Consider the following 13920-nt stretch of genomic DNA (forward strand, 5'->3'; position numbering starts at 1 on the left):
AAAATGCAAAATTTTAAAGAAAAAACCAATTTAAAAGTTGATTTAGATTCAGATACTTTAAATGTTAGAGAAGAATTAGAAAAATATCTTTTTCATTGGAAATGGTTTGTGTTAAGTGTTATAATATCATTTCTAATTGCTTTTACATATTTAAGATATACTACACCACAATTTAGTGCTTCTACTTCTATTATGATAAAAGATAATATGAAATCTGGAATATCAAAAGAGTTTGCAGCCTTTGAAGATCTAGGCATTGTAGGGGGGTCTGCAAACAACACAGATAATGAGATAGAAATTATTAAATCAAGAAAAATTGTTGGAGCAGTTGTTGATTCTTTAGATTTAAAAACGCTTTATTTTGTAGAAGGAAGAATAAAGAAGTACGAAATATACGATAATATTCCTTTTAAGATTTTATTTAACACTCTTAAAAACGATTTTGCTGAATTTAAACAAGATACATCTTTTACAGTAAATATTATTTCTGATAAAAGTTATGAATTAATAGATATGAATGATAAATTGATATCTACACACGATTTTGATAAAACTGTAAAATCTAAACTGGGTGTTTTTAAAATAAAAAAAACAAAATTATTTAATTCAACAAAACATAATAAAATTTATGTTAATTTATGGGATAGAGAAAAAGTAATAGATAGCTATAGATCTAAAATAAAGATTAATTTAGTTAATAAAAACTCTAGTGTTTTAAATTTGTCTATTATTTCACCCTTAAAAAAGAAAGCAGAAGATATATTAAATGAGTTGGTTACTCAGTATAATTTAGACGCTATTTCAGATAAAAGTGAAGTGTCTCAAAAAACTAAAAAATTTATAGACAATAGGTTAGAGGCTATTGGAAAAGATTTAAATTCAATACAAGATAGAGTTCGCCAATTTAAAACGGATAATAAAATAACTGGATTATCAACTGAAGGTGAACTAGCCTTACAAAAAGCCTCTATTAATGATGAAAAACTCATACAAATAAAAACAGAGCTAGATATTGCTAAGGGGGTTTTATTAAATATCAATAAAAATTCTAATATAACTGAAACTTTACCTCAAAATTTAGGTTTTTCTGATGTAAGTATATCACATTCAATCAATACTTATAATGAAATAGTAATTTTGAAAAATAGATTAAGTATGAGTGCTGGAGATAAAAACCCTACATTAATACTATATCAAAAAGAATTAACAGCTAAACGAGAAAACATAAAAAGAAGTATTTTAAATTTAATTACTTCTTTAGAAACTAAATACAATCAAATTAATTTAGAAAGCAAAAAAAACAACTCAAAAGTTTCTGAAATACCCTTTTTAGAAAGAGGTTATATAGATATTGCAAGACAGCAAGAGATTATATCAGGTTTGTATTCATACTTATTAAAGAAAAAAGAAGAAACAGCAATTTCACTAGCAGTTACTGTAGCTAATGCAAAAATTATTGATGTTGCTTATAGTTCAGGTTTACCTGTTTCCCCAAAGAGAGCAATAATTTATTTAGTATCATTTTTCCTTGGTTTGCTAATTCCTTTCATTATCATCTATCTTAGAAATTTGTTAGATACTAAAGTTCATTCTAGACATGATATTGAAGACCTAACAAATATTCCTTTTCTAGGAGATATACCACATTCATTATCTCAGGAAAAAATAGTTATAACTTCAGAGTCAAGAACTAGTGCAGCAGAGGCATTCAGGTTAATAAGAACTAATTTAGAGTTTATGTTTGCAAAACCGACTAATAATAATGAAGGGAAAACTATTTTTGTTACTTCTACAACAAGTGGAGAAGGAAAATCCTTTGTTTCAATTAATTTGGCAACTGCCTTATCTTTATCAGAAAAAAAAGTGTTATTGATTGGTATGGATTTAAGAGCTCCTAAAGTAACAGAATATCTTGGTATAGCCGAAAGAAAAGGGGTCACAAATTATATTGCAAATGATTCTATATCTTTAAATGATTTGAAATTTTCTATTCCTCAAATTAAAAAATTAGATATAATTGCTTCTGGTGCAATACCACCAAATCCAGCAGAACTACTTTTAACAAATAGAGTAAAAGATTTGTTTGAAGAACTTAGAAAAGAGTACGATTATATTGTAGTAGATACTGCACCTGTTAATTTAGTAACAGACACCTTGTTAATTGCTAAATATGCAGATATGTTTTTATATGTTGCTAGAGCAAATTATTTAGATAAAAGAATGCTAGTAGTACCACAAACCTTACATAAAGAAAATAAATTACCTAATATGGCTATTGTATTAAATGATACAGATATTACTAGAGGTTATGGTTATGGCTATGGTTATGGCTATGGTTATGGCTATGTTGTAGAGGAGCTAAGACCATGGTATAAAAGAATTTTCTCATAATTAAAATGAATAAAAAAAACGGATATTTATTATCCGTTTTTTTATGCAAATTTTTTAATATTATTTTTAATTAACTTTTCAATTTTAATTAAGTTTTTTTTAGTTCCCACTTTTTTTAATAATTCTAAATGATTAAGATGATGTGTGTCAGTACCTACAAAATCATATAGCCCTTTATCTAATAATTTGTAACTTGTTTTTTGAACATGTTTTCCATAATGTTCTGTTAAAGACAATAAATTTAATTGAAATAAACACCCTGCATTTTTTAACTTATAGTAGCTTTCAATATCATTGTGATAAAAACTATATCTTTCAGGGTGTGCTAAAATAGGTTTATAGCCTTTTAATTGAATTTCAAACAATACTTCAAATAAGTTTATAGGAGCACTAAAATAAGACATTTCTACAAGGATTAAATTATCCTTTAAAACTAAAATATCGTTATTTTTTAATCTGTCAGAAAATTGTTCGTCCATCATGTATTCAGCAGCAGCATGAATAGAAATATCTTTAACACCTCTATTTATCAATTCTTTTTTAACTTCACTTAGCTTCTCTTTTATTGTTTTCGAAGAGTTGGGATATACATTGCCTAGAATATGAGGTGTAGTGATAAAGTTCTTTATTCCGTAAGAACTCATTTTAGTAATCAATTCAATAGAATTTTCTATATTTTTTGCACCATCGTCAATACCAGGTAAAAGATGAGAATGAATATCTATAAAACCTTCTGAAAATAATTCAACCAAAGAAATTTTCTTTTTCTTTAAAAAAAACATACAATTAATTTTCTACAAATTTACAATAATTTAATCCTTTATTAAAGATGATACTTAATTCAAAAAAATATTTATCAACGAAAACGATTGAAGATTGATGAGGTATTGCACAAGAGTTTTACTTGTAATATATTTGGTTAAAACAAAGTATAATTATGATTTTAATAGCAGATGGAGGTTCTACAAAAGCAGATTGGATTGCTTTAAACAGAGATAAAGAAGAGGTGTTTAGAACAAGAACATTAGGACTAAATCCTGCTGTTGTTCCAGAAAAAGAACTTTATAATAGAATTATTAATATGTTTCAGTTAATTAACGTTAAAGATGATGTTGAGGAGATTCATTTTTACGGTGCTGGTTGTGGTACTCCAAAACCAACACAGATTTTAAAAAATATTTTAGAATCTATTTTTGTTAACGCCAAAGTTTTTATTGCAGAAGATATGTTAGCTGCTGTGTATGCAGCAACTGGCAAAGAGCCTGCATTGGTGTGTATTTTAGGTACAGGTTCTAATAGCTGTTATTACGATGGTAATAATATGCAAATGTTAGTAGCTTCTTTAGGCTATATTTTAATGGATGAAGCAAGTGGAAACTATTTTGGTAAAAAGCTTATTGTAGATTACTTTTATAATCAAATGCCAAGTGCAATTGCTAAAAAGTTTAAAGAAGAGTTTGATCTAGAACCAGATTATATTAAGAAAAATTTATACAGAGAGTCTAACCCTAATATGTATTTAGCCTCTTTTGCTAAATTTATGTTCGATTTTAAAGATAATTCTTACATAAAAGAAATCATTAAAAAAGGGTTTCAAGAGTTTTTTAAATACCGCGTTTTACCTTACAATAAAACAGTAAAAACCCCTATTTATTTTATTGGTTCAATAGCATATTATTTTAGAGATATTTTAGAACAAGTAGCTAAAAATAATGATTTAGTAATTACTGATGTGATACAAAGACCAATTGACAACTTATTAGAATATCATAAAAATAATATCAATTAATACAATCTAACAACCTTTCTAAACGCATTCCTCTAGAGCCTTTAATCAGTATTGATTGATGTTTTAGAGGATTGTCTTTTATATATTTTAATAAATCATCAAACGTTTTAAAAAGTTTGTTTTTTGTATTCGTTTTATAAAAATTTTCTCCCACAAAGTAAGAACGTTCAAAACCTAAACTATTGACTAAATCTACAATTTTCTGATGCTCTTCTTTACTTTCTTTACCAAGCTCAAACATATCTCCCAAAATAACGGTTTTAGATTTTTCATCAATAGCTTCAAAATTTTCTAAAGCAGCTTTCATACTTGATGGATTCGCATTATAAGCATCTAATAGTATTTTATTCGACCTTTTTTCTATTATTTGAGACCTATTATTATCAGAAATATAGCTTTCAATAGCATTTTTAATATTTGTTTCATTAATCTTAAAATAATTTCCAATAGTACAAGCTATTGCAATATTTGTATAATTATATTTTCCAATCAAATTACTTTGAATTTCGTTTGTTTTAAAGAGGATTTTTACAAAAGGATTCACTTCTAAAAAACTTAGAGTATCATCAAAAGTAACACGCTTTATATTCCTTGTTTTATCAACTTGAATCTTATCTTTAGGATTGATAAAAGCTATTTTGTTGTTTTTTTCTAAGAAAGTATATAGTTCACTTTTACCTTTAATTACACCTTCAATTCCGCCAAAACCTTCTAAATGAGCTTTTCCAAAATTTGTGATGTAACCAAAGTCGGGTTCACAAATAGTTGATAAAAGTGCAATTTCTTTTTGGTGGTTTGCACCCATTTCAACGATTCCTATTTCAGTTTTAGGCGTCATTGATAATAATGTAAGTGGAACACCAATATGATTATTTAAATTTCCTTTTGTTGCAGTTGTTTTATATTTCTTTGATAAAACTATGTTTATAAGTTCTTTGGTTGTTGTTTTACCATTACTACCTGTTAACCCAATAATTGGAGCTTTTAACGTTTTTCTGTGATAGTTTGCTAACTTTTGTAGAGTTTCTAAAACATTATCAACTAACAGAATATGATCATTAGTTTTGTAGGCTTTCTCATCTACAATAGCATAACTTGCACCAAGTTCTAAGGCTTTTTCCGCAAATTTATTGCCGTTAAAATTATCTCCTTTTAAAGCAAAAAATAGTGAGTTTTTTCTAATGTTTCTTGTATCTGTATCAACAAGATAGTGTTTTGAGTATAATTTGTAAATTTCGTTAATCATTTTTTAAATCAATAAAAAACCTCACTGCCATTGTTAACAGTGAGGTTGTATTTTATAAATGTAATATTTAATTATCTTACTGTATGTCTAGCTTTCTTTTTAGAAGATATTGGTCCTACATTGTCAGTAACACATCTAAAACCAATATGGTTTGTTGCCATATATTCAGGTAAAAATCTTCTTTGGGCAGGATCTAACCAATACTCTCTATCAGACCAAGCACCACCTTTATAAACTCTAGTTTTATTACTAATTAATGTAGTTCTTTTTTTAGCATCGTTTACAAAATAAGTTTCTCCAGTCTCTGGATCAGTAAATGTTTTAGGATCTTTAGGTGAGTTGTACATACTTGGTTTTGTACCAAGTTCATCTTCTTCAAAAAATCTAGAAGAATTTAAATCTCCATCTCCTATATCTGTATTGTTAGACCTTGTAAAGTTTCTTCTTAACCTTGAGTCTGCTTTTGTAATAGGAGTGTATTTAATACTTCCAGGCAATTCTTTTGGTACAATTCTTCCATTAGGTAGGGTGTCATAAGCAGCTTGTCCTCTATTGCTACTATTTGCTATAACAACTTTACCATCTTCTCCAATCATTTTTTTTGTAAAAATGTTTCCTCTGTAATAATTAAAATCATTTGCATCATTATCTATAACTGGTCTATAAACATCAGCAACCCACTCAGAAACATTACCAGACATTTCATACAATCCAAATCCATTTGGAGGGTAAGATTTTACTTTGATAGGAATATCAGCACCATCAGAACTCCAACCAGATATACCACTGTAATTACCTTGCCCTTGCTTAAAATTGGCTAATTGATCTCCTTTTAATTTTCTTCCTTTTTCTCTTGAGTATTTTCCATCCCAAGCATATTTTTTTCTACCTCTAATATTGTTATATTCTCTGTTTTCAACATTTGCTTTTGCAGCAAATTCCCACTCTGCTTCTGTAGGCAATCTGTAGTTTTCTTGAAGTATACCATCTTGTTTGGTAATTTTTCTTCCTTGAAAAGAGTCTCTTCCTTTACTAGCAACACCTCTCATTCTAACACCTTTTTTGTAAACAGTGCTATCTCCATCAAATAAGCTACCAGAATCTGCTAAGAAAACATCTGTATCAAAAAAGTTTCTAAGAGAATCATTTGCAAAAATATTTTTAATATGTCCTTTGTCTATTAATCTTTTAAGATTCACAGCGTCTGTTCTCCATTTACAGTATTTATTAGCCTGTAACCAGCTAACACCAACAACAGGATAATCTGCATAAGCAGGATGCCTTAAATAATTTTCAGATAAAATATCTGTATTTCCTAAACTTTTTCTCCAAACCAAAGTGTCTGGCAAAACTGAGCTATAAATGTGTTTATAGTTTTCTTCTGATGGAGGAAATACATCTTTAATATGTTGTACATATAAAAAGTATTCAGCATTTGTTACTTCTGTTTCATCCATATAAAAAGAACGAACATGTATTTGCTTAGGAGTTGTATTCCAATCAAACATAACATCATCTTGTACTGCTCCCATTGTAAAAGAACCACCTTCTACAGCAACCATTCCTAAAGGTATTTCTTGACCAGCAAGTTCTCCTCCTTTAAAATAATTACCAAATTTAGGGTTATTAAAAGTCCATCCAGTAAGTTTTGAATCACTTGAGCCAGACTTGCTACCACAGCTAGCTAGGGCTAACACTGATAGTACTACCAAAGATATTTTAAATACGTTTCTCATTTTCTAATTGAAAATTGTTTGTTATTTTTGTTATAATGATGCAATTTACAATAATTCTACATTCAAACAAGTAAAATATTGATTTTAACGCCTTATTTTTCTACTAACACTATCTTTAACGAGTCTTTTTTTGATTTAGTATAATTAATATTTAATACAACTAAAATAACTACAAGTAATTTGCGTTATTTGAATACCCATATGAAAAAAATATTTTTTACCCTTTTTTTTAGCTGTTTAGCTCAAGTAATTTTTACACAAGTTTCTAGTTCAGTATTATCTTCTGGTGACTGGTATAAGTTTTCTGTAGATACTACAGGTGTTTTTAAAATAGATAGAAACTTATTGCAACGAATAGGTATTTCTACCAATGGATTAGATCCAAAGAAAATTAGTATTTATGGAAATGGGGGAAAGCTTTTACCTGTTTTAAATTCTGATTTTAGGTATGATGATTTACAAGAAAATGCAATTTATGTAGAAGGAGAAAGTGATGGTTCTTTTGATAGCAATGATTTTATTCTCTTTTATGCAGTGGGACCTCATAGCTGGGTAACCAACACCTCTAATCAAACAGCAAATCATGTTCAAAACATTTATTCAGATGAATCTTTTTATTTTATTAGAGTAAATGATGTAGATGGAAAAAGAATTCAGCAAAAAGTGCCTGTAACAACAAGTGCTACAAGTCAAATAACAATTTTTGATGATTTTACCTTTTACGAAAAAGAGGAGCGAAGTTTATTTGCAGCAGGAACGCAATGGTTTTTTAGCAGGGATTTTAATATCGAAAACACACAAAATTTTAAAATATCTTTTCCAAATGTTGTACCAGATGAAGACGTTTCAGTTAGGGTTAGAGGTGCATCTATCTCAACATCTAGTTCAAGCATGGCTGTTAAAGTTAATGGTGTTGATATTTATACTTTAAATTACAATGCCGTAAGTTCTGCTTCATTAACCAAAGGTACTTCTTCAGAAAGAACTTTAAAAATTCAAAATTCTTCAGAATTAATTGATGTAGCTATCACTTATAATAATAATGGTATTCCTTCTGCAAAAGCCTATTTAGATTTCATTGAAATTGTTGGTAAAAAACAATTATTAGCAGATGGTAAACAATTTTCTTTTAGAAGTTTTGAGCAAGCAAATGCTGTTGGAACTGTTGAATATCAAATTCAAAATACTACTAATATTTTTCAAGTTTGGGATGTAAGTTCTCCATTAAACCCTAAAAATATTATAAATGAAAGCACAAATAACGATTTTACTTTTAAAGACAACCCAGGTCAAAATATTGATGGTACTTTAAAAGAGTATGTTTTATTAGCAAATAATGATTATTACACACCAAGATTAGTAAGAAATGCTAAAGTTGTAAATCAAGATTTGCATGCATTAAAAGATATTAATTATTTGGTCATCACAAATTCAGAATTAGCTTCTGAAGCACAAAGACTAGCAGATTATCATCAAACAAGTTCAAGTTTATCTACAAAAGTTGTTGTTTTAGATGAAATTTACAATGAATTTTCTTCTGGTTCTAAAGATATTACTGGTATTAGAGATTTTATTAGGCATTTGTATCAAACAAGTTCATCCGAAGAACAAAAGCTGAAATACGTGTGTTTTTTTGGAGATGCTACTTATGATTATAAAAATAGAATTTCTGGCAATAATAATATTGTACCAGTTAAATTAGCTGAAGATAGTTTCAATTTAGCAAATTCTTGGGTTACAGATGATTTTTATGTGATGCTCGATGATAATGAAGGTACTATGTTTCCCAATCATACTGTTGATGTTGCTTCAGGTAGAATTCCTGTTTCCACAATTTCTCAAGCCAAAGAGGTTGTAGATAAAATTTTAACATATTACAATAAAAATGCTATTGGTAATTGGCGTAATTCAATTACACTATTAGCAGATGATATTGATGTTAATAATGAAGAAGATTTACAAGAGGGAGTTGAGCTTATTGCTGATGAAATAAAAGCGAGCAAACCCATATTTAATATTAATAAAATATATTTAGATGCTTTTGTGCAAGAAAATTCTTCTGGAGGTGAACGTTATCCTGAAGTTAACACAGCAATTACAAATGCAATTGAAAGAGGAACGTTACTTTTTGACTATTTTGGACATGGAAGTGAAGATGGTTTTGCTTCTGAAAAAATCTTAGAGAAATCACAAATAAATAGTTTTAACAACCCCAATACATTACCGCTTTTAATTACTGTTACTTGTGATTTTTCTCGATTTGACAACCCAAGTAGAGTTACTGCAGGAGAACTTACTTTTTGGAATCCTTCTGGTGGTGCAGCAAGTATGATAACCACCACAAGAGAGGTTTTTATAACGATGGGGAATAGATTTAATAGAGAATTATTAAGAATATTGTTACAGTTTAATGACGAAGATTTAACGATTGCAGAGGCTTTGGCAAAAGCTAAAAATGAATATAGAGGTTCATTTCAATTCCAAAAATTCTTTATTTACTTTTTTGGTGATCCTGCAATGAAATTAGCAATTCCAGAACCAAATGTTAGAATTACTAAAATGAATGGAAAGGACATTTCACAACCTTTAGATACTATAAAAGCCTTGTCTAGAATTAGTTTTGAAGGCGAAATTGTAGACAATGCAAATACAGTTTTAAATGATTTTAATGGTTCACTTTCTACTACTGTTTATGACAAATCTATAGATAAAACAACTTTAGATAATGATGGTTTTGGAACAAAAATGATTTTTGATACCCAAGTAAGTAAAATATTTTCGGGAAAATCTACAGTTGAAAACGGATTGTTTAAGTTCGATTTTATTGTACCTAAAGATATTAAAATAGCTTTTGGAAAAGGAAAACTGAGTTTTTACGCAGAAAATGGAGAAATAGACAGAGCAGGGTATAATTTTGATGTTGTTGTAGGTGGTATTGATGGCAATGCACCTAGTGATACTGTTGGTCCAGAAATACAATTATTTTTAAACGATAAAGTTTTTAATGATGGAGGCAATACAAATGCCTCACCCAATTTAATTGTAGATTTATTTGATTTAAGTGGTATCAATACTTCTATTACAGCAGTAGATCATGATATTGTTGGTATTTTAGATGGCGATACAACAAACCCTATTGTATTAAACGACTTTTATCAAACGGAATTAAACGATTTTACCAAAGGAGTAGTTAATTATAAATTGAGAGATTTAGTAGATGGTCCACATACTTTAAAAGTTAAAGCTTGGGATACTTACAATAATTCATCTGAAGCTACGTTAAACTTTGTGGTTGTTAGTGACGCCACTTTAAAACTAGAAAATGTGTTAAATTATCCAAATCCTTTTATCAATTATACAGAGTTTTGGTTTAAACACAACAAAATTAATGATGTTTTAGAAGTACAGGTTCAAATTTTTACAGTTTCTGGTAAGCTTGTAAAAACAATTCATCAAAATATAACTACTACTACAGAAACTTTATCTAGAAGTATTTCTTGGAATGGTTTAGATGATTTTGGTAACAAAATAGGTAAAGGAGTTTATGTTTATAAATTAAAAGTAAAATCTACTAAAAGTAATTTAGTTTCAGAGAAGTATGAAAAATTAGTAATACTTCAATAAAATTTAGATATTTGCAAACCAAAAATTAGAATAAAAATCAAATGAAAAAAATAGGAATTTATTTTATATTATGTTTCTTAATAAGTACAAAACTTATTGGGCAAACCAACCCTATAACTACAGCTACACCTTTTCTATTAATAGTACCAGATGCTAGGTCAGGTGCAATGGGAGATACTGGTGTTGCAACTTCTGCAGATGCATTTTCTCTTTTTCATAATCCTGCAAAAATGACTTTTAGTGATAGACAGGTAAAAGCAGGAATTACTTACTCACCTTGGTTACGTAATTTAACAGACGATATATTTGTAGGAAGTGGTTCTTACATGAATCGTTTTAATGAAAGATCAGCTTGGGGTGCAGATTTTAAGTTTTTCTCTTTAGGGCAGATAGATTTAACAACGGATCAAGGTGACCCTAATGGAACTATCAACCCTAATGAATTGGTTTTTACAGGTTCTTATGCTTTAAAATTAAGTGAAACTTTTTCTGGAGGTATTTCGTTAAAATTTATCAGATCTAACTTAACTTTTAATGGTACAGCAGGTAGTTCTATACAACCCATAAATTCTTTTGCAGTTGATATTTCTGGTTATTACCAATCTTTAGAAGAAAATTACGGAAATTTTAATGGTCGTTACAGATTAGGTTTTAATATTACAAATATTGGTCCTAAAGTAAATTATACTACAGATGCTAATAATGAGGACTTTATACCAACTAATTTAAAATTAGGTGGTGGTTTTGATTTTATTTTAGACGATTATAATACATTATCTACAACAGTAGAATTCACAAAATTATTAGTACCTAATGCTGCAGATGGTACAGATGCAGAAACAGGTTGGGTAGAAGGAATTTTTAGTTCTTTTGGCGATGCTCCAGGAGGTTTTAGTGAAGAGTTGCAAGAAGTTACTTATGCTTTAGGTGCAGAGTATTTATATAACAATGCATTTGCATTAAGAGGAGGGTATTTTCATGAAAGCCAAGAAAAAGGAAGTAGACAGTTTTTTACTTTAGGAGGTGGTTTTAAAACCAACGCTTTAAATATAGACCTTTCTTACTTGATCAATGCTTCTGATGTAAATAATCCGTTAGAGAATTCTCTTAGATTTTCATTGTCTTTTGATTTAGGACAAGTTTTTGATTATTACTAGTAGAAAATACAGTTAAGTAAGTTTATAAAGTGTAAAAGCAGTCATAATTGACTGCTTTTTTTTAGCAAAAATTTTAAGAAAAAAAATCGATTTTTAAATTTAAACGATTCATTAATAGCAATTAATCAATTAAAGTTTTCAAAATGTTAGATATTTTTAACGTTTTACAATTACATAAAGGATTTGTCAGTCTGAGCTTGTCGAAGACTTTTTAGTGAACCTTTAAACATCCTTCGACAAGCTCAGGAAGACATTTATATGTTTAATTGTTTTTACGAAATTTTTAGAACAGAACCCTTACTTTCTTTAGTATCTTTATCTTTTGATAATTCCTATTTATAAAATAATATGAAACCAGATATTACTTCAAGAAAAGATATAAAACATATAATCACTAAATTTTACGATCAACTTTTAGTTGATGAAAAAATGACTCCTTTTTTTGAAGATATCGTTCAAAAAAATCACTTAGAAGAACATTTAGAAATTATTTCAGATTTTTGGAACGATATTCTATTTGATACCAATACCTATAAGAATAACGTGATGCAAAAACACGTAGATAAAAACGTTTTTATAGCTTTTAAAAAAGAGCATTTTACAATTTGGATATCGTATTTATTTGAAACTATTGATGCATTTTTTGATGGAGAAAATGCAATCAACATGAAAAACAGAGCAAGGTCTATTGCTACTGTTATGGAGTTGAAAATGGGTGTTTATCAAAAATAAAAATTTTTAGATTCGATATTATTTATCATCTTTGAATTTCGTTTATATTATTTTTTTATACTTTAAACGTCAATTTTAAATTTACTATCTTTATAATAATTCAAAAAAAAAGTAAATGATTACATCTAAAATAATTGGTACAGGTACTTTTATTCCTTCCATAAAAAAAGAAAATTCAGCATTTTTAAATGAACATTTTTTAAATGAAGATGGTTCTACTTTTACTGCTGATAATAAGGTAATTATTGAAAAATTTGAAGCAATTACAGGTATTGCAGAAAGGCGTTATGCTAAATCAGAATTGAATACTTCAGACTTGGCTTTTTTTGCAAGTCAAAAAGCAATAAAAGACGCTAATATAAATCCAGAAGAAATAGATTATATTATTGTAGCTCATAATTTTGGAGATGTAAAAAAAGATACTTTTCAAAGTGATATGTTACCAAGTTTAGCTACCAGAGTTAAATTTAGATTGGGTATAGAAAACCCTAATTGTGTAGCTTATGATATTCTTTTTGGTTGCCCTGGTTGGGTAGAAGGTGTTATACAAGCTCAAGCATTTATAAAAGCAAAAATGGCAAAAAAATGTTTGGTAATTGGTGCAGAAACCTTGTCTAGAGTTGTTGATAAATTTGATAGAGATTCCATGATTTTTAGTGATGGAGCAGGTGCTACTATTCTTGAAGCAACAGAAAACGGTGATTCAGGAATTTTAAGTCACGCTACTCAAACATTTGCAAAAGACGAAGCCTATTTTTTGTTTAATGGAGAATCCTATAACAAATCTACAGAAAATAATACGCGTTATATTAAGATGTTGGGAAGAAAAATCTATGAATTTGCGTTGGTAAATGTTCCTTTAGCAATGAAAACAGCATTAGATAAAAGTGGAGTTTCTATTGATGAAGTGAAAAAAATCTTTATCCATCAAGCTAATGAAAAAATGGATGAAGCAATTATTAAGCGTTTCTTTAGATTGTACAAAAAGCCTGTTCCTAGTGATGTTATGCCAATGAGTATTCATAAATTAGGAAATAGTTCTGTAGCAACTGTACCAACTTTATTAGATTTGGTTTTAAAAGGAGAACTTAAAAATCAAAAAGTACAAAAAGGAGATGTTGTTATCTTTACATCAGTAGGTGCAGGAATGAATTTAAACGCAGTTGTATATCGTTTTTAGTAAATTTCCCTGAGATTCTCAGAGAAACATACAGCGTTTTTTATCATTTAGTTTACTTAAAATAT

General features: G+C 28.5%; 9 protein-coding genes. 6 read left to right on the top strand and 3 right to left on the bottom strand.

Annotated features, from left to right (window positions below; genetic code table 11):
• The first annotated feature begins 3 nt into the window (after positions 1–3).
• Entirely contained in the window at positions 4–2391 is a 2388-nt protein-coding gene (locus tag Q0731_RS07195; protein WP_299061934.1) for a tyrosine-protein kinase, read from the top strand.
• A 41-nt stretch (positions 2392–2432) separates the two neighbouring features.
• On the opposite strand, the gene Q0731_RS07200 is transcribed toward Q0731_RS07195, so the two are convergent.
• Positions 2433–3173 carry a CpsB/CapC family capsule biosynthesis tyrosine phosphatase gene (locus Q0731_RS07200; protein ID WP_299061936.1) on the bottom strand — a complete coding sequence of 247 codons (741 nt, stop codon included), beginning with the start codon at positions 3171–3173 and terminating at the stop codon, positions 2433–2435.
• Positions 3174–3328: 155 nt separating this feature from the next.
• Between Q0731_RS07200 and Q0731_RS07205 the strand changes: the two genes are divergently transcribed.
• Positions 3329–4180: an N-acetylglucosamine kinase gene (locus tag Q0731_RS07205; protein ID WP_299061938.1), complete on the top strand. Its 852-nt coding sequence runs from the start codon at positions 3329–3331 to the stop codon at positions 4178–4180.
• On the opposite strand, the gene murF is transcribed toward Q0731_RS07205, so the two are convergent.
• A complete protein-coding gene (murF, locus tag Q0731_RS07210; protein WP_299061939.1) occupies positions 4173–5426 on the bottom strand; it encodes a UDP-N-acetylmuramoyl-tripeptide--D-alanyl-D-alanine ligase in 1254 nt (417 codons plus the stop codon). The genes Q0731_RS07205 and murF overlap by 8 nt on opposite strands.
• 71 nt (positions 5427–5497) lie before the next feature.
• The gene (gene gldJ, locus Q0731_RS07215) at positions 5498–7162 is read right to left on the bottom strand and encodes a gliding motility lipoprotein GldJ (RefSeq protein WP_299061940.1); all 1665 of its coding nucleotides are present in this window, start codon (positions 7160–7162) and stop codon (positions 5498–5500) included.
• A gap of 201 nt (positions 7163–7363) precedes the next feature.
• Between gldJ and porU the strand changes: the two genes are divergently transcribed.
• The 4 genes from porU to Q0731_RS07235 all read left to right on the top strand — a co-directional run bounded on the left by porU (position 7364) and on the right by Q0731_RS07235 (position 13855).
• Positions 7364–10786 (top strand): type IX secretion system sortase PorU, encoded by a 3423-nt coding sequence (porU, locus tag Q0731_RS07220; RefSeq protein ID WP_299061942.1) that lies wholly within the window; start codon positions 7364–7366, stop codon positions 10784–10786.
• A gap of 41 nt (positions 10787–10827) precedes the next feature.
• On the top strand, positions 10828–11943 hold the full coding sequence (gene porV, locus Q0731_RS07225; protein ID WP_299061944.1) for a type IX secretion system outer membrane channel protein PorV: 1116 nt from the start codon (positions 10828–10830) through the stop codon (positions 11941–11943).
• Between the two features lie 348 nt (positions 11944–12291).
• Complete coding sequence (locus Q0731_RS07230; RefSeq protein ID WP_299061946.1) at positions 12292–12675, top strand: group III truncated hemoglobin; 384 nt, start codon at positions 12292–12294, stop codon at positions 12673–12675.
• Between the two features lie 115 nt (positions 12676–12790).
• Positions 12791–13855, top strand: a complete 1065-nt coding sequence (locus tag Q0731_RS07235; protein ID WP_299061948.1) for a 3-oxoacyl-ACP synthase III family protein — start codon at positions 12791–12793, stop codon at positions 13853–13855.
• Positions 13856–13920: the final 65 nt, after the last annotated feature.

It is taken from the genome of uncultured Polaribacter sp. (assembly GCF_947497695.1).
Lineage (GTDB): Bacteria > Bacteroidota > Bacteroidia > Flavobacteriales > Flavobacteriaceae > Polaribacter.

What these genes read in the sequence shown, in the direction of transcription:
- Q0731_RS07195 (WP_299061934.1), top strand. Translation starts at nt 4, where the DNA reads ATGCAAAATTTTAAAGAAAAAACCAATTTAAAAGTTGATTTAGATTCA.
- Q0731_RS07200 (WP_299061936.1), bottom strand. Translation starts at nt 3,173, where the DNA reads ATGTTTTTTTTAAAGAAAAAGAAAATTTCTTTGGTTGAATTATTTTCA.
- Q0731_RS07205 (WP_299061938.1), top strand. Translation starts at nt 3,329, where the DNA reads ATGATTTTAATAGCAGATGGAGGTTCTACAAAAGCAGATTGGATTGCT.
- murF (WP_299061939.1), bottom strand. Translation starts at nt 5,426, where the DNA reads ATGATTAACGAAATTTACAAATTATACTCAAAACACTATCTTGTTGAT.
- gldJ (WP_299061940.1), bottom strand. Translation starts at nt 7,162, where the DNA reads ATGAGAAACGTATTTAAAATATCTTTGGTAGTACTATCAGTGTTAGCC.
- porU (WP_299061942.1), top strand. Translation starts at nt 7,364, where the DNA reads ATGAAAAAAATATTTTTTACCCTTTTTTTTAGCTGTTTAGCTCAAGTA.
- porV (WP_299061944.1), top strand. Translation starts at nt 10,828, where the DNA reads ATGAAAAAAATAGGAATTTATTTTATATTATGTTTCTTAATAAGTACA.
- Q0731_RS07230 (WP_299061946.1), top strand. Translation starts at nt 12,292, where the DNA reads ATGAAACCAGATATTACTTCAAGAAAAGATATAAAACATATAATCACT.
- Q0731_RS07235 (WP_299061948.1), top strand. Translation starts at nt 12,791, where the DNA reads ATGATTACATCTAAAATAATTGGTACAGGTACTTTTATTCCTTCCATA.